We start from the raw sequence: 15,419 nt of genomic DNA, 5'->3' as shown, positions 1-15,419 counted from the left end.
GCCGCCTGTTCCCTTGCCTCAACCCGCGGCAGGCGGCATAGATCTGGCATGACGACCGATCCCTACCGCCCGCGCCGCTCGGTGCTCTATGTCCCGGCCTCGAACGACAAGGCGCTGGCCAAGATGGCGCAGCTTGCCTGCGATACCGTCATCATCGACCTGGAGGATGCCGTCGCCCCGGCCGAGAAGGTCGCGGCGCGCGAAAAACTGGCCGGCATCTTCAGCAATCGTCCTGATACCAACCATAGTGGCCGGCGCTGCGAGATGGTGGTGCGCATCAATGCGCTCTCGAGCGAATGGGGCGGCGCCGACCTGCTGGCGGCGGCCAAGGCGGAGCCGGACGGCATCCTGCTGGCCAAGGTCGACACGCCCCGCGACGTGCTCGAGGCGGGTGACGTGCTCGACGACAATTCCGCCCCCGACAGCGTGAAACTATGGGCGATGATCGAGACGCCGAAGGCCGTGCTCAATGTCGGCGCCATCGCCGAACTTGGCCGCGATCCTGCCTCGCGGCTTGATTGTTTCGTTGCCGGAACGAATGACCTGATCAAGGACACCGGCATTATGGCGACGTCGGACCGGCGTTATCTCCTGCCGTGGCTGATGCAGATGGTGCTGGCGGCGCGTGCCGGCGACCTCGATATCGTCGACGGCGTCTTCAACGATTTTCGCGCGCTCGATGCTTTCAGCCGCGAGTGCACGGAAGCGGCCGCCATGGGCTTCGACGGCAAGACGCTCATCCATCCCGCCCAGATCGAGGCGGCGAACCGTGCCTTTGCGCCATCGGCGGAGGCGGTGGCCAAGGCCCGCGCGGTGAAGCAGGCCTTTGCGCTTCCGGAAAATGCCGGCAAGAACGTGATTGCGCTGGAGGGAAGGATGGTCGAACGGCTGCACCTTGCGCAGGCCGAAAAACTTCTGGCGAAGGCGGCGGCCGTCGGCGCATGATGTGCCGTGTTGGATTGCCGATCGCGGGCGATGGACTGACGACAGGAATTGAATGATGAAACTCTACCGCTTTCTCACCGCTCCGGACGACGCCAGCTTCTGTCACAAGGTGACGGCGGCGCTGAACAAGGGCTGGCACCTGTTCGGCTCCCCCACCTACGCCTACGACAAGAAGACCAAGACCATGCGCTGCGGCCAGGCCGTGGTGAAGGATGTCGACGGCCAGGAATACGGGCCGGACACCAAGCTCAGCGAGTGGTAGCCCCTCGCATCCACAGCCACGCCGCCAGCCAGGCGATCGATGCCGCAAGCATCGCCAAGCCCAGGTCAAGAGCCAGCTCCGGAACGAACGCACGAAGCGCGATCGGCACCGCGCCAATGAGATAGAGAGCGAGAGGAATGCGCGGCACGCCTCTTGCAACGGCGAGAGAGATTACAAACGCGAGCGTTCCAACCAGAAAAAGAACCGAACTGGCGACCAGAGCCAGACCGAGCGGTCCGGCTCGCAGCTCGACGATGGTTGTGAGCGGAAGCTTCGAAAATACCAGATTGATCACTGCTTCCACGCCTACCAAACTTGCCAACGCAACGAAGTTGATGACAAACGCGATAGTGCCGAACAGCCCCGCGCGCCGGCCAAACGCAAGAAACAGGCCCACGACGAGGCCAAGCGCCAATATCTCGGCGACTGGTGCGAGAAGTTGCGTCAGATCGGTGGTCGCGATGAGCGAGCTGCGTTTAGCCGCGTTGACCAGAAGAATAAGCGCGCTTCCCATCCCGGCAACGGCGGCAAGCCGATAAAGCGTGAGGCTGGGCACAGTCGCGCTCGACTGAACAATCGCGAAATTCTCCTGCTGAAATTCTTCGGCTGGACTCTGATGCGAAATGACCGATTGCGAGCGGGGTGGGGCTGTTCTGGCGAGCATGTTCGTCTCCTCAGCTGGGAGTTCGGGAGCCGCGAAGACCGTAGGCCTGTTCCGATCCCATCAGTAATCACTGCTTACATCCTCTGGCCGGAATTGTAAACGGCGATTACATAAATCGCGGAATCATGCTACAGAGGCGGGGAGCTGCTCCACGGAACGAAGGGAAAGAGATGGCAAAAGCCAAGGCGCCTCATCGCACTGGTTACCACCATGGCAATTTGCGGGAGGTCCTGATCGATGCCGCGGTTCAACTGGTCGAGGAAGGCGGCCCCGACAATGTGAGCGTGCGCGAAGCCGCAAAACGTGCCGGCGTTTCCCCTGGCGCGCCATTCCGTCACTTCAGCAACAAGACCGCGTTGATGACGGCTGTCGCGGAGCAGGCAATGAGCCGATTCCGCTCGGAGATCACGAATGCGGTCGAGAAGGTTGCGACGGACGATCCGATCGAACGCTTTGCCGCTGTTGGAATCGCCTATTTGCGCTGGGCAATTCGAAACCCCACCCACTTCCAGATCATCTCGACACGCAATCTTATTGATTGGGATGCTTCAGAGTCGCTGCGTCACGATAACGAAGCGGTGCGTTCGCTGATGGAAGCGTCAATGGCAGAAGCACAGCGACGAAACATGCTCCGGTCGGACGACATGGCAGAGACCCAGATAGCCGCGAGGGCGCTCGTCTACGGGCTCGCACGCATGTACATTGATGGACATTTTGCGCAATGGGCAGTGGCAGGACATACCGGGGAGCAGACTGTGCAGAACGTATTAAAACATTTCGTCACACTCATTGTGAAATGACGGCCTGACGTGGAACCGGTCACTCGGCTGCCTCTTCGATCTTCTCCATATCGTCGTCCGAGAGGCCGAAATGGTGGCCGATCTCGTGGATCAGCACATGGGTGACGATGTCGCCCAAAGTCTCCTCGTTCTCGGCCCAGTAATCGAGGATGGCGCGGCGGTAGAGCGTGATGCGGTTCGGGCCTTCGCCGGTCTGCGGGTTCCAGCGCTCGGCGATGCCGCGTCCCTCGAACAGGCCGAGCAGGTCGAAGGGGGTTTCCAGTGACAGGTCGTCCATGATCTCGTCGGTCGGGAATTCGGCGATCTGGATGACGATCTCGCCGGTCAGCTTGCGAAAATCCTCGGGCAGATGGGCGTAGGCCTCCAGCGCCAGGAACTCGATCTCGTCCATCGACGGCGAAAGCTGGTCGTGCCAAATGCGGGTCTTGTAGATGCGGGCCATGCTTTGTCCTTTGATCCCGGCATATAGGCTTTTGGGCCACAATCGGCAAATGACGCGGCGGCCAACCCCAGGATTGCTTACGGCACCGGGAGCCGTTTCGCATGGCTTGAGGGGCGGTCGGCTGTCCGACCCATGTTGGCCCTCTTATCGGAGAGGAATAAATTCCCCCATGAGTCTGCTTGACTCTTCGGGTCGCCTCTGGAATCTATAAGAACATAACAGGAACAATTGTGAGTGGACACTGACCGTCATGGCGATGAGCGCCGTGGCGCGGGAGACTGTTTTTGCCCTGCGCCGCCAGATCGCGAAGATCGAGGGAACGCTGCCCGAGCGCCTGCAGGCGCCGGCCGGCGCGGTTTCCGACGCCGGCATGGCCGCCGCGGACCGCACCGTGGTCCGGCGCGGCATCGCCGTAGCCAGGCCGGATGCTTTCCTGCGCACCGGCATCGGCCGGCTCGATGCCGCCCTCGGTGGCGATTGGGGCGGCGATTTGGGCGGCGGCCTGCCGAAAGCGGCCTTGAGCGAAATCCATGGCGTCGAGACCCGCGATGCCGGAGCGGTCGCCGGCTTCGCCCTGTCGCTCGCCAGCCTGATCCTCAAGCCCAGCCTGATCCTCAAGCAAGGGCCGCGATTGCCGGTGCTGTGGATCGGCACCCAGGAGGTTTTTCGCGAGGCGGGCTTTCCCTATGCCCGGGGCCTTCACGCCGCCTTCGGCATCGAGCCGGAGCAATTGCTGTTTTCCGAGGCGCCAAGGCTCGCCGATGCGCTGTGGGTCGCCGAGGAGGCGGCCCGCATGACGGCGCTCGCCGCCGTCATCCTTGAAGTCCGCGGCAATCCGCAGCGGCTGGACCTGACCGCGACGCGCCGGCTGCACGCCCGCGCGCAGAGCGCCGGCCGGCCGGTCTTCCTGCTGCGGCAGGCGGCCGAACCCGAACCGACGGCGGCGCCCGTCCGCCTCATCGTCTCGCCGGCGCCGGCAGGGCCGCGCGACACGGTCGCCGGGCCGCTTGCCGGCTCGATCGGCCGCCCCGCCTTCACCATCAGCATCGGCAAGAGCCGCACGGCCCTGCCAGGACAATTCATATTGGAGTGGAACCCCGATGAACGCATATTCGATGAAAGACGGATTGGGGAAGAACGAGCAAAGAATCCTGTCCCTGTGGTTTCCCTATCTCGCGGCCGAACGGATCCTGCGGCAGCGCCTGGGGCGGTCCTGGCGTTCCCGGCCATCGGATCACCGGCCGCTGGTGATCAGCCATCGCGACAGCAACGCGCAGCGCATCTTAGCCCTCGACGAGCGGGCTGAGGCGCTGCATCTGAAGCCCGGCATGGGCATCGCCGATGCGCGCGCCATGCATCCGTCGATCGACATAATGGAGGCCGATGCCGAAGCCGACCGGCGCCTGCTCGAAGGCCTTGCGGACTGGTGCGACCGCTATACCCCGCTGGTGGCGCTCGACGGGACCGACGGCCTGTTCCTCGACGTCACCGGCTGCACCCATCTTTTCGGCGGCGAACGCGCCATGCTGGACGAGATCCTGTCGCGCTTCTTCCATCAGGGCTTCGACGTCCGTGCCGGCCTTGCCGCGACACCCGGCGCCGCCTGGGCGGCGGCGCGGTTCTGCGGCGACCGCATCGTTGCCGGCGGCGAGGAGGAAGCGCTCCTGGCGCCCTTGCCGCTGGCGGCGCTACGCATCGCGCCGGAAACCCGCGCCAGCCTGGAAAGTGTTGGCCTGCGCACGGCGGGCGCGGTGATGGCCGCGCCGCGCGCGCCGCTCGCCCGCCGCTTCGGTGCCTCCCTGCTCTTGCGCCTCGACCAGGCGCTCGGCCGTCTCGACGAGGCGGTGTCGCCGCGCCTGCCCGTCGCGCCGCTTTCGGTCGAACGCCATTTGGCCGAGCCCGTCACGCTGACAGAGGACATAGAACGGCTGGTGGGCATGCTGGCGACGACCCTGAAGATCGACCTCGAGCGGCGCGGCGAAGGCGCGAGAAGCCTGGCGCTGCTCTTGTTCCGCGTCGACGGCGCCGTCAGCCGCATCGCGCTCGGCACGTCGCGACCGATGCGCGAACCCCGGCTGATCCAGAAATTGTTCCATGAGCGGCTGGCCGCCCTCGAGCAGCATATCGATGCCGGCTATGGCTTCGACCTGGTGCGGCTTTCGGTGCTGGCGGCGGCGGCCTTCGACATGCCGCAGGCCGACCTGACAGGCAAAACGACCGACGACGGCGCCGATATCGCGCTGTTCGCCGACCGCATCCGCGCCCGGCTCGGCGAGGGCGCGGTTCTCAAGCCGGTCGTCGTGGAAAGCCATCTGCCCGAGCGTGCCGTCGCCACCATCCCCTTCACGGAAACCCCGCGCCGCATCACGCCGCCGAAGAAACCGGACAGGATGCAGGCGCCGATGACCATCTTCCCGCCGGAGCGGCCGATCCGGCTTTTCCGCTCGCCCGAGCCGATTGAGGTGCCGGCCACCGAAATGCCCGAGGGACCGCCGCTGAATTTCCGCTGGCGGCGTGCGCTCTACAGGGTCGCCCGCGCCGAAGGCCCTGAACGCATCGCGCCGGAATGGTGGCGTGAATTTTCGAGCGACGAAGCGGCGTCGACACGCGACTATTTCCGCATCGAGGATGCCGACGGCCGCCGCTACTGGCTCTACCGGCAAGGTCTCTATGGCGGCTCTGAAATCCCGCCGCGCTGGTTCCTGCACGGGGTCTTCGCATGAACGCGCTGACCGCCATTCCCTATGCGGAATTCGGCATCCAGTCGAATTTCTCGTTCCTGCGCGGCGCCTCCAAGCCGGAGGAGCTGGTGGTCGCGGCCAAGCTCATGGGGTTCTCCGCGATCGGGCTCGCCGACCGCAACACGGTGGCGGGCGTGGTGCGCGCCTGGCAGCAGGCCAAGGTCGAGACGCTTGCCTACCACCCCGGCAGCCGGCTGGTTTTTTGCGACGGCACGCCTGATATTCTCGCCTATCCGCGGAACCGCAAGGGCTGGGGACATCTGTGCCGCATGCTCACGCAAGCCAATCTGCGCGAGGAGAACGAAAAGGGCGCGACCCTTCTGCGGCGCGACGACCTTCTCGAATGGGGCGAACTGATGTCGCTGGCGGTCCTGCCCGCTCTGGCGACAGGCGCGCAAGACAGCCTTGCCCTGCTTCGCCAGCTCAAGGACCGTTTCGGCGGGGCCCTGCGGCTCGGTGTCTCGCCCGACTACGCGGGAAACGACCGCTTCAGGATCGAGCAGGCGGCGGCGATGGCGGAGCTGGCCGGCCTGCCCTTGATGGCGACCAACGACGTCCTCTACCACACGGCCGAACGCCGCCCGCTGCAGGACGTGCTGACCGCGATCCGTCTCAACATTCCCGTTTCGGAGGTCGGGCTGGAACTCACGGCGAATGCCGAGCGCCATCTGAAACCGCCGCTGGAGATGGCGCGCCTGTTCCGCAGGCACCCGGAGGCACTGGCCGAAACGCTGCGCTTCGCGCAGGAGCTGACTTTCTCGCTCAGCGACCTTCAGTACAATTACCCCGACGAGCCGACGCAATCAGGGCTCGGCCCGCAGGCGGAGCTGGAAAGGTTGGCGCGGGAGGGGGCGGCCAGGCGCTATCCCTCGGGCGTGCCGCAATCGGTGACGAGGCGCATCGAGGAAGAGCTCGCCCTTATTGAGCGCCTGAACTATGCCCGTTATTTCCTGACCGTCCACGACATCGTCAAATTCGCCCGCAGCCAGGATATTCTCTGCCAGGGGCGCGGTTCGGCCGCCAATTCGGTCGTCTGCTTCTGCCTCGGCATCACCGAGGTCGGGCCGGAGCGAATCGACACGCTGTTCGAACGCTTCATTTCCGAGGAGAGGAACGAACCGCCCGACATCGACGTCGATTTCGAGCATGAGAAGCGCGAGACGGTCATCCAATATATCTACGAGAAATACAGTTCCAAGCGCACCGCGCTGGCCGCCGCCGTCATCAGCTATCGCGGCCGCTCGGCGCTGCGCGAAGTGTCGAAGGCGATGGGCCTGTCCGAGGATGTCAGGGCATCGCTCTCCGGCTCGATCTGGGGCTGGTCGACCTCGGAGCTCGGCGAGAAGGAAGCCCGGGCCGGCGGCCTCGATCGCGCCGACCCCATATCGCGGCACGTGATGGAGCGTGCCAACGAGATCATGGGCTTTCCCCGTCACCTCTCCCAGCATGTCGGCGGCTTCGTCATCACCAGGGACCGGCTCGACGAGATCGTGCCCATCGTCAAGACGGCGATGGAGGAACGCAAGATGGTCGAATGGGACAAGGACGATCTCGACGCGGTCAAGATCCTCAAGGTCGACGTGCTGGCGCTCGGCATGCTGACTTGTCTCAAACGCGCCTTCACTCTGCTGACGGACCATTATCCGCAGGCGCGAGACCCTTACGGGCAGCCCTATGTCCTTGCCACCCTGCCGGAAGAGGCGAAGCCGGTCTATAAGATGATCGGTCGCGCCGACACGATCGGCGTCTTCCAGATCGAATCGCGCGCGCAGATGTCGATGCTGCCGCGTCTCAAGCCAAAAGAATTCTATGACCTTGTCATCGAGGTGGCGATCGTGCGGCCCGGCCCGATCCAGGGCGACATGGTCCACCCCTATCTGCGCCGCCGGCAAGGCAAGGAGCAGCCCGAGTATCAGAAACCGGAGCTGGAGGCGATCCTCCACAAGACGCTGGGCGTTCCTCTGTTCCAGGAACAGGCGATGAACATCGCCATCGTGGCCGGTGGCTTCAAGCCTGGCGAGGCCGACGAGTTGCGCCGCGCCATGGCCACCTTCAAGCGCACCGGCACGATCGGCAATTACCGCCGGCGCATGATCGACGGCATGGTCGGCAAGGGCTACACCCGGGATTTCGCCGAACGCTGTTTCAAGCAGATCGAGGGTTTTGGCGAATACGGCTTTCCCGAAAGCCATGCCGCCTCCTTCGCGCTGCTGGTCTATGCCTCCTGCTGGTTCAAGACCTTCTATCCCGACGTGTTCTGCGCCGCGATCCTGAATTCACAGCCCATGGGGTTTTACCAGCCGGCCCAGCTTGTTCGTGATGCACGCGATCATGGCGTCGACATCCGCGAGGTCGACGTCAATTTCTCCGTCTGGGACTGCACGCTGGAACAGGCGACTTTCGACCCGGCCCACATCCTGCCGCGCCATGCCGACATGCGCGGCGTCATCGCGACGCAGCACGCAGTGCGGCTCGGCTTCAGGCAGATCAAGGGACTTTCCAAGGAGCGCATGGACGCCTTCGTCGAGCGACGCGGTTCAGGCTACATATCCGTCCGGGATGTCTGGCTGCGCTCCGGCCTCGATGTCGCCGAGATCGAAAGACTGGCGCAGGCCGATGCCTTCCGCTCGCTCGGCCTGGACCGCCGCGCCGCACTTTGGGCGGTGCGCGCCCTCGACGGCAAGAGTGCCGCCGAAAAGCTGCCGCTTTTCGACCAGCCGGCGCTGCGGCTACGCGAGCTGGAGCCGGAGACGAAGCTGCCGAAAATGCCGCTCGGCGAGCATGTCATCCACGATTACCGCTCGCTCGGCCTGTCCTTGAAGGCGCACCCGGTCGCCTTCCTGCGCGAACGGCTCGACCGGGCCGGCGTGACGCCCAATGCCAGGCTGTGCTCGGTGCGGGACGGACGGCGCGTCTCGGTCGCCGGGCTCGTTCTGGTGCGGCAGCGCCCCGGCAAGGGCAATGCGGTCTTCCTGACGCTGGAGGATGACGAGGCCGTTGCCAACGTCATTTTCTGGCAGCGGACCTTCGACCGCTTCCGTCCCATCGTCATGGGCGCGCGCTTCGTCAAGGTCACCGGCAAATTGCAGTCGGAATCGGATGTCGTCCACATCGTCGCCGAGAAGATCGAGGATTTGACGCCCTGGCTGACGGTGTTGCTGGAGAAGGTCGACCAGGCCAGTTTGCCGGGGGCCGGTTCTCAGGGGCATGCCTCGAGGGAGGATCCGGATCGTCCCGGCCGGCCCGCGATGCGGAACCCACCGGCCGGGCAGGATTTGGCAACACTGTCGGAAGAAGCGGAAAGCGTCATGCCCAGGGGCCGCAATTTTCAGTAGACACATCAATGCCTTCGTCATCCACCGGCGGAGCAAGGAGCGAAGCGACGCGGCGCGAGGATTCATGCCGCGACGTCTCCGCACCGCAGCGGTGCGAAACTTGACGCTGGCGGGCGAGCCCCCCTCTCGCCTGCCGGACCCGGCCCTTCGCTGTCGCTTCGGGCGCTCTTCGTTCGCAAAGCCAAGCAATTGGCTTTGCGTCCACTTCATGGACCACTCCTCGCCCCCTCAAGGGGGAGATTGGCAGTTTCAACGCTCCGCCAATTCCTGCAACAATGGAGATTGGCGAAGGCGGAGGTGACATTCGATCTCCCCCCTTGAGGGGGAGATGCCCGGCAGGGCAGAGGGGGGCGCCGTAGAATGCCGACCGATAATTTTCACGTCGAGCCGGCCGGCCCGCCCAGCCGCGGCGGCAGCACGTCTTCCGCCGAGATGCTCCGTGCCTCCGAAGGCAGCATGATCGGGATGCCGTCGCGCACGGGATAGGCGAGCTTGGCGACCCGCGAGATCAGTTCGCCGCGCTCGGGATCCCAGGCCAGCGGCCCCTTGGTCAGCGGGCAAGCCAGCAGCTCCAGCATCCTGGGGTCGACATTCGCTCTCTTTCCGTCACGCCCATCCGCCGCCATCGTGTCCTCTCTCAACATCCTACTGCAGGCTCGAGCCAAAATCCTCGTTCTCGCGCGCCAGCGCCATTTCGGTGATGGCGATCAGCGTTTCGGCGCGGGTCTTGAGATCGGCCGCTTCGAGCAGCGCCTGCTTCTCGGCCGGCCCATAGGGCGCCATCATCGACAGCGCGTTGACCAGCATGGCGTTTTCGGCCCGGCTGACGCTTTCCCAGTCGGCCTCCAGGTCGTTGGCCTGAAGATAGGAGCGGAACGCCCGCAGCAGCGCCGGCCGGTCGACCTCGGCGGCCGCCTGGTCGTCGTCGAGATCGGCGAGAAAGGGGGCGATCTTGCCCTGGCGGAACGGCGTCTTGACCGTCAGCTCATGGGTGACACGGAACCGGCACACGCCCTGCAGCGAAATCAGGTAGCGGCCGTCGCCGGTCTCGGAAAGCGCTATGATGCGGCCGGCGCAGCCGACATTGCAGAGTTCCGGCTCGCCATCGTCGCGCAAGGCGCCGTCGAGGCTGGGCTGGATGACGCCGATCAGCCGGGAGCCGGCGATCGCCTCGTCGACCATCTGCAGGTAGCGCGGCTCGAAGATGTTGAGCGGCATGCGGCCGCCCGGCAGCAGAAGCGCGCCCTCGAGCGGAAAGACCGGGATGGTCGACGGCAGATCCCTGGCGAGCCGGTAGTGAGCGTTTCCCGCTTGCACCTCGTTCCTCCGATCGCTTCGCCCGGGAAGCGCCTCCATGCCGCGATCCGCCTGTCGCTGCCCGGGGTTGTTGGCTTCCCGAGGGAAAGGCGGGCCGGATTCGTCCTATCTGGCGCGGCCGGCGCCGGGTGCAAGCCCCGCGCGACCATTCGGCCGCGCCGGCTCAGGAAAACAGCAGCGACGACAATTTGCGCCGCGCGGCAAGCGTCGCCTCGTCCGTCATGCCCCAGGCCTCGAAGAAGCGCAGCAATTGTGCCTTGGCGCCGTCCTCGTTCCAGCCGCGGTCAGCCTTGATGATGGCCAGGAGATTGTCGGCGGCCGCATCGCGCTCGCCCCTGGCGTTCTGGACCATGGCCAGATCGAAGCGGGCCTGGTGGTCGCCGGGATTCTCAGCCAGCCGGCGCTCGAACTCCGCCGGGTTGCCGAGTTCGGACGCTTGCGCGGCCAAGGTCATCCTGGCGCGCAGCGCGGCCAGCGGCGGCGCATCGGCCTTGGCCTCCGGCGCCCGCGCCAGCATCGCCTCGGCGCCTTCGGTATCACCGGCCTCGAACAGCAATTCGCCTAGCCCCGCTATCGCCTCGATCGTCTCCGGCGCCTGCTCGAGCACCGCGTCATAGATGTCGGCCGCCGTCTGCACGTCGCCGGCCGCGCGCGCCTCGGCCGCCGCCGCCAGCGCCTCGGTTACATCAGCCGCACCATTGCCCTTGCCGCCGACCTTGTCGATGAACTGGGCGATCTGGCTCTCGGGGATGGCGCCCATGAAGCCGTCGACCGGCTGGCCGTCCTTGAAGGCGATGACCGCGGGAATGGACTGGATGCCGAGCTGGCCGGCGATCGAGGGATGGTCGTCGATGTTCATCTTGACCAGCTTGACCTTGCCGCCGGCGGCGCGGACCGCCTTTTCCAGTTGCGGCGTCAGCTGCTTGCACGGCCCGCACCACGGCGCCCAGAAATCCACCAGCACCGGCTGGCGGCGCGATTCCTGGATGACGTCGGCGGCAAAGGCCGCGGTGGTCGTATCCTTGATGACGTCGCCGGCGGGGGCGGCGCCGGCCGCAGGTTTCTGCGGTTCCGCGCCGCCGCCATACTGCACCGTCGTGGCATACTGGCCGCCGCTGTTGCCAAAGGAGCCGCCAAACGGATTGTTGTCACTCATGTCGTCGCCCTTTCGGTGGCGCCAGCGGATCGGCGCACTGTCCTTGGTTGGAAACCGGTTTCGCCATCCATGTGGCGATCATGCCGAGACTTTCAAGATAGCAGCATCGTGCCCGGTTGCCTCGACGAATCTGACGAGGTCGCCCGATGCGATCGACGTCGTCGCCTCATTGGTCAGCGGATGCGCGTTGATCACCGCATGCCGCATCAGCGCCTCGTCGAGCACGACCCTGACCCTGTGCTGCGTGTCGTTGATCAGGCCAAACACCGTGACTGCGCCCGGGGCGACGCCCAGAAGCTCCATCAGCATCTCCGGCTTGCCGAAGGAAACGCGGCCGGCGGCGCCGATCACATGATGGATCTGCTTCAGGTCGACGACAGCGTCCTCGCCGACCGTGACCAGGAAGAAGGCGTCCTTCTTGTCCTTCAGGAACAGGTTCTTGGTGTGGCCGCCGGCGATTTCGCCGCGCAGCGCCTGCGAATCGGCGACCGTATAGAGCGGCGGATGGCGTTTCGTCGAAACGGCGATGCCGAGTTCGGCAAGAAAGGCAAAGAGCTCGGCTTCGGTCCTGGGCATGGGGTTCTCGTCTTCGGCTGGTTTCCAGCCATGCCGTTTACGGCCAATGACATGGTCGAGACAAGACCACCGCGCGACGCGGCGCTGAATCCTTCCGGCTGCCGCCGGCGGCCTTGCCGGCCTCGTCCGGCGCATTGAAAAAAGCCTGCGATTTCCCTGTTGCAATCGCCGCGCTCTTCAGCCATATAGGCCCGGCTTGCGGCCCAAAGCCGCGCGAGCGGGTGTAGCTCAGGGGTAGAGCACAACCTTGCCAAGGTTGGGGTCGAGCGTTCGAATCGCTTCACCCGCTCCAGTTTCCTCTTGGGGAATTAAGCAATTAAGAGAAAAGCGCCGCCTAGTGCGGCGCTTCTTTTTTGCCCGTAGGTCATAGATATCTCCCACGACTTGGCGAGCCAGGGCACGATCTTTGTCGGCTCGCCATAGCTCTGGTCTGTTAGCGAATCGACAAGCTGACAAACGTCAACCGATCCATACCCGTGATTGCTTTGCTGCGGATCGATGCAATCCGCCTGACTCGGACTGTCGCACCATCTCCGCTACGCACTGGCCAGAGCGATCGCGATACCCTGTCCGACACCGATGCACATCGTGGCCAGGGCCAGTCGTGCTTTTCGGGACCGCAACTCAAGCGCGGCAGTGCCGGTGATGCGAATGCCCGACATCCCAAGCGGGTGCCCGAGCGCGATCGCTCCGCCGTTCGGGTTCACATGCTCCGCGTCCTCGGGGATACCGAGTTCGCGGAGCACGGCGATGCTTTGGGAGGCAAATGCTTCATTCAGCTCGATGATGTCGAAGTCCGAAGGCGCGATGCCGAGGCGCGCGCCAAGCTTGCGTGTCGCCGGAGCCGGGCCGATCCCCATGATCCGTGGGGCAACCCCGGCCGTCGCGACGCCCAGAATCCGGGCGATCGGTGTGAGCCCGAATGCCTTCACGGAAGCTTCGGACGCGATGATCAGCGCTGCCGCTCCGTCGTTCACGCCAGAAGCGTTGCCCGCGGTGACGGTGCCGCCTTCCTTTTTGAACGGCGCTGGAAGCTTGGCGAGCGACTCGGTTGTCGTTCCGGCGCGTGGATGTTCGTCGCGATCGACCATGATCGCATCGCCTTTGCGCTGGGGCACAGTCACCGGCGTGATCTCCAGCGCCAGCCGGCCATTTTCCTGAGCGGCGGCGGTCCTGGCCTGGCTGCGTGCGGCGAAGCTATCCTGATCGGCGCGGCTGACCTTGAAGGCTTCCGCAACGTTTTCACCCGTCTCCGGCATCGAATCGACGCCGTACTGCTTCTTCATCAATGGATTGACGAAGCGCCAACCGATCGTGGTGTCGTAAATCTCGGCGTTGCGCGAGAACGCCTCGCCCGCCTTCGGAAGCACGAACGGCGCGCGGCTCATGGATTCGACGCCACCGGCGATGATCAGGTCGGCTTCGCCGGCCTTGATGGCCCGTGCAGCGATGCCCACGGCGTCCATTCCAGAACCGCACAGGCGGTTGACGGTGCTGCCGGGGACTTCGATCGGCAGTCCAGCCAACAGCGATGACATGCGCGCGACATTGCGGTTGTCCTCGCCTGCCTGGTTGGCGCAGCCAAAGATGATCTCATCCACCGCGGACCAGTCCAGGCCTGGATTGCGGTGCCGCAGCGCTCGCAGCGGCACCGCGCCGAGATCGTCGGCCCGGACCGAGGACAGCGAACCGCCAAACCTGCCGATCGGGGTGCGGATGTAGTCGCAGATGAAGGCCTCGGTCATTCAGAGCTCCGGTGCCGCCAAGGATTTGATTTCGCCATCGACCTTAAGCTCTGCGCCGGTCAGCGCCTGCAATTCATCGAAGCTCATCGCAAGCAGCTTCTCGCGCAGCACGAAACGACAATCGATGATGTCTATGACCGCAAGGCTCGTGTAGACCCTCGTCACGCAGCGCACGCCGGTCAGGGGAAGGCTGCAGGCTTTCACCAGTTTCGGACGACCGTCCTTGGTGACGTGATCGGTGATGACGGCCACGCGTTTTGCTCCGTGCACCAGATCCATGGCACCACCGACCGCTGGTATGCCCTTGGGTCCTGTGCTCCAGTTCGCAAGGTCACCGGTCTCGGCCACCTCGTAGGCGCCGAGAATGGCAACGTCGAGATGTTCGCCACGCACCATCGCGAAGCTGTCGGCATGGTGGAAGAACGAAGCGCCCGGATTGAGCGTGACCGCCTTCTTGCCCGCATTGATCAGATCCCAGTCCTCGTCGCCTGCCGCCGGGGCTTCGCCAAAATTGAGGATGCCGTTTTCGGTGTGGAAGATCGCCCGGCGCCCATGCGGCTGAAAGCTCGCCACCATCTCGGGAAAGCCTATGCCGAGGTTCACATAAGCGCCGTCCTCAATGTCCTGCGCGGCGCGCCATGCAATCTGCGCGTTGGTCAGCTTGACTGTCATGCGTATGCGACCCCTTGGCGGATAAGCGTCTCTTCCTGCATCGGGTTCGAGACCTCGATCACCTGGTCCACGAAGATCCCGGGCGTCACGACCAGCTCAGGATCAATCGCACCGGGCTGGACGATCCGGCGCGCCTGAACGACGGTCGTGCGTGCGGCCATCGCCATCAGCGGCGAGAAGTTGCGTGCCGCCTTCCTGTAGGTGAGGTTACCATGAGGGTCGGCAAGTTCCGCCTTGATGAGGGCCACATCCGCCTTCAGCCAACGTTCCTGCACATAGTGGCGCCCCTCGAACTCGGCCACAGGCTTGCCGGCCGCGAGGTCGGTCCCGTAGCTCGTCGGCGTGTAGAAAGCCGGGATGCCCGCGCCACCGGCGCGGATTCGTTCGGCCAGGGTCCCCTGTGGAACCAGTTCGAGCGCGATTTTCCCGGCGAGGTACCGCTCGGTGAATGCCCGCGGATCGGACGAGCGCGGGAACGAGCAGATCATCTTGGCGACCATGCCATTGTCGATCATGGCGGCAATGCCGATCCGTCCGTTCCCTGCATTGTTGTTGACGATCGTAAGGTTTTTCGGGGCGCCGGTAGCGCGAAAATGGTCAATCAGGGCGTGGATCAGCTCTATCGGAGCACCTGCGCCGCCGAAGCCGCCGATCATGACGGTCATGCCGTCTTGGACGACTGCCACTGCTTCCGCGAGGCTCGCGATTGTCTTGTCCACGTAACCTGCCTTTCCCGGCACCAAGATGGATTTCGCCGCCACACG

Annotated in this window: 15 protein-coding genes and 1 tRNA gene; 7 read left to right on the top strand and 9 right to left on the bottom strand. The window is 64.8% G+C overall.

Annotation, left to right across the window (positions count from 1 at the left end):
* Window positions 1–48: 48 nt before the first annotated feature.
* Together FJ426_RS02900 and FJ426_RS02895 are read left to right on the top strand one after the other, a co-directional pair.
* Window positions 49–945: a CoA ester lyase gene (locus FJ426_RS02900; RefSeq protein WP_181172706.1), complete on the top strand. Its 897-nt coding sequence runs from the start codon at window positions 49–51 to the stop codon at window positions 943–945.
* A gap of 55 nt (window positions 946–1,000) precedes the next feature.
* A complete protein-coding gene (locus tag FJ426_RS02895; protein ID WP_140559183.1) occupies window positions 1,001–1,207 on the top strand; it encodes a DUF1737 domain-containing protein in 207 nt (68 codons plus the stop codon).
* Here the strand turns inward: FJ426_RS02895 and FJ426_RS02890 are convergent.
* A complete protein-coding gene (locus tag FJ426_RS02890; protein ID WP_210239496.1) occupies window positions 1,194–1,871 on the bottom strand; it encodes a hypothetical protein in 678 nt (225 codons plus the stop codon). The two genes, FJ426_RS02895 and FJ426_RS02890, sit on opposite strands and share 14 nt — an antisense overlap.
* A 170-nt stretch (window positions 1,872–2,041) precedes the next feature.
* Here FJ426_RS02890 and FJ426_RS02885 point away from each other — a divergent pair, with 170 nt between their 5' ends.
* A complete protein-coding gene (locus FJ426_RS02885) occupies window positions 2,042–2,671 on the top strand; it encodes a TetR/AcrR family transcriptional regulator (protein ID WP_140514082.1) in 630 nt (209 codons plus the stop codon).
* A gap of 19 nt (window positions 2,672–2,690) precedes the next feature.
* On the opposite strand, the gene FJ426_RS02880 is transcribed toward FJ426_RS02885, so the two are convergent.
* Complete coding sequence (locus FJ426_RS02880) at window positions 2,691–3,113, bottom strand: metallopeptidase family protein (protein WP_140491980.1); 423 nt, start codon at window positions 3,111–3,113, stop codon at window positions 2,691–2,693.
* 250 nt (window positions 3,114–3,363) lie between these two features.
* Here FJ426_RS02880 and FJ426_RS31685 point away from each other — a divergent pair, with 250 nt between their 5' ends.
* From FJ426_RS31685 to FJ426_RS02865, 3 genes are read left to right on the top strand one after another with little or no spacing between them, the layout of a single operon-like run.
* Entirely contained in the window at window positions 3,364–4,419 is a 1,056-nt protein-coding gene (locus FJ426_RS31685; protein WP_140514081.1) for a hypothetical protein, read from the top strand.
* Window positions 4,361–5,836: a DUF6504 family protein gene (locus FJ426_RS02870; RefSeq protein WP_140491985.1), complete on the top strand. Its 1,476-nt coding sequence runs from the start codon at window positions 4,361–4,363 to the stop codon at window positions 5,834–5,836. The genes FJ426_RS31685 and FJ426_RS02870 overlap by 59 nt, the downstream gene beginning before the upstream one ends.
* Window positions 5,833–9,189, top strand: coding sequence for an error-prone DNA polymerase (locus FJ426_RS02865; protein WP_140559184.1), 3,357 nt, complete (start codon window positions 5,833–5,835; stop codon window positions 9,187–9,189). The genes FJ426_RS02870 and FJ426_RS02865 overlap by 4 nt, the downstream gene beginning before the upstream one ends.
* Window positions 9,190–9,566: 377 nt before the next feature.
* Here the strand turns inward: FJ426_RS02865 and FJ426_RS02855 are convergent, their stop codons facing one another.
* The 4 genes from FJ426_RS02855 to FJ426_RS02840 form a co-directional block, all read right to left on the bottom strand.
* Window positions 9,567–9,815: a Trm112 family protein gene (locus FJ426_RS02855; RefSeq protein ID WP_140514079.1), complete on the bottom strand. Its 249-nt coding sequence runs from the start codon at window positions 9,813–9,815 to the stop codon at window positions 9,567–9,569.
* Between the two features lie 19 nt (window positions 9,816–9,834).
* Window positions 9,835–10,506 (bottom strand): LON peptidase substrate-binding domain-containing protein, encoded by a 672-nt coding sequence (locus tag FJ426_RS02850; RefSeq protein ID WP_140514078.1) that lies wholly within the window; start codon window positions 10,504–10,506, stop codon window positions 9,835–9,837.
* Between the two features lie 163 nt (window positions 10,507–10,669).
* The gene (trxA, locus tag FJ426_RS02845; RefSeq protein WP_140559185.1) at window positions 10,670–11,662 is read right to left on the bottom strand and encodes a thioredoxin; all 993 of its coding nucleotides are present in this window, start codon (window positions 11,660–11,662) and stop codon (window positions 10,670–10,672) included.
* Between the two features lie 78 nt (window positions 11,663–11,740).
* Window positions 11,741–12,238 carry a prolyl-tRNA synthetase associated domain-containing protein gene (locus FJ426_RS02840; protein WP_140524511.1) on the bottom strand — a complete coding sequence of 166 codons (498 nt, stop codon included), beginning with the start codon at window positions 12,236–12,238 and terminating at the stop codon, window positions 11,741–11,743.
* Between the two features lie 217 nt (window positions 12,239–12,455).
* Between FJ426_RS02840 and FJ426_RS02835 the strand changes: the two genes are divergently transcribed.
* Window positions 12,456–12,530: transfer RNA gene (locus tag FJ426_RS02835), tRNA-Gly, on the top strand.
* Between the two features lie 244 nt (window positions 12,531–12,774).
* Here the strand turns inward: FJ426_RS02835 and pcaF are convergent.
* From pcaF to FJ426_RS02820, 3 genes are read right to left on the bottom strand one after another with little or no spacing between them, the layout of a single operon-like run.
* The gene (gene pcaF / locus FJ426_RS02830) at window positions 12,775–13,983 is read right to left on the bottom strand and encodes a 3-oxoadipyl-CoA thiolase (protein ID WP_140559186.1); all 1,209 of its coding nucleotides are present in this window, start codon (window positions 13,981–13,983) and stop codon (window positions 12,775–12,777) included.
* Window positions 13,984–14,655, bottom strand: coding sequence for a 3-oxoacid CoA-transferase subunit B (locus tag FJ426_RS02825; RefSeq protein ID WP_140559187.1), 672 nt, complete (start codon window positions 14,653–14,655; stop codon window positions 13,984–13,986).
* The gene (locus tag FJ426_RS02820) at window positions 14,652–15,374 is read right to left on the bottom strand and encodes a 3-oxoacid CoA-transferase subunit A (protein WP_140559188.1); all 723 of its coding nucleotides are present in this window, start codon (window positions 15,372–15,374) and stop codon (window positions 14,652–14,654) included. The genes FJ426_RS02825 and FJ426_RS02820 overlap by 4 nt, the downstream gene beginning before the upstream one ends.
* Window positions 15,375–15,419: the final 45 nt, after the last annotated feature.

The sequence above is a fragment of the Mesorhizobium sp. B2-6-4 genome, assembly GCF_006441495.1.
Classification (GTDB): Bacteria; Pseudomonadota; Alphaproteobacteria; order Rhizobiales; family Rhizobiaceae; genus Mesorhizobium.
This window is presented reverse-complemented; position numbering and strand designations above follow the sequence as displayed.

Coding starts and splice junctions, on each gene's coding strand:
- FJ426_RS02900 (WP_181172706.1), top strand. CDS start 49: ATGACGACCGATCCCTACCGCCCGCGCCGCTCGGTGCTCTATGTCCCG.
- FJ426_RS02895 (WP_140559183.1), top strand. CDS start 1,001: ATGAAACTCTACCGCTTTCTCACCGCTCCGGACGACGCCAGCTTCTGT.
- FJ426_RS02890 (WP_210239496.1), bottom strand. CDS start 1,871: ATGCTCGCCAGAACAGCCCCACCCCGCTCGCAATCGGTCATTTCGCAT.
- FJ426_RS02885 (WP_140514082.1), top strand. CDS start 2,042: ATGGCAAAAGCCAAGGCGCCTCATCGCACTGGTTACCACCATGGCAAT.
- FJ426_RS02880 (WP_140491980.1), bottom strand. CDS start 3,113: ATGGCCCGCATCTACAAGACCCGCATTTGGCACGACCAGCTTTCGCCG.
- FJ426_RS31685 (WP_140514081.1), top strand. CDS start 3,364: ATGGCGATGAGCGCCGTGGCGCGGGAGACTGTTTTTGCCCTGCGCCGC.
- FJ426_RS02865 (WP_140559184.1), top strand. CDS start 5,833: ATGAACGCGCTGACCGCCATTCCCTATGCGGAATTCGGCATCCAGTCG.
- FJ426_RS02855 (WP_140514079.1), bottom strand. CDS start 9,815: ATGGCGGCGGATGGGCGTGACGGAAAGAGAGCGAATGTCGACCCCAGG.
- trxA (WP_140559185.1), bottom strand. CDS start 11,662: ATGAGTGACAACAATCCGTTTGGCGGCTCCTTTGGCAACAGCGGCGGC.
- FJ426_RS02840 (WP_140524511.1), bottom strand. CDS start 12,238: ATGCCCAGGACCGAAGCCGAGCTCTTTGCCTTTCTTGCCGAACTCGGC.
- pcaF (WP_140559186.1), bottom strand. CDS start 13,983: ATGACCGAGGCCTTCATCTGCGACTACATCCGCACCCCGATCGGCAGG.
- FJ426_RS02825 (WP_140559187.1), bottom strand. CDS start 14,655: ATGACAGTCAAGCTGACCAACGCGCAGATTGCATGGCGCGCCGCGCAG.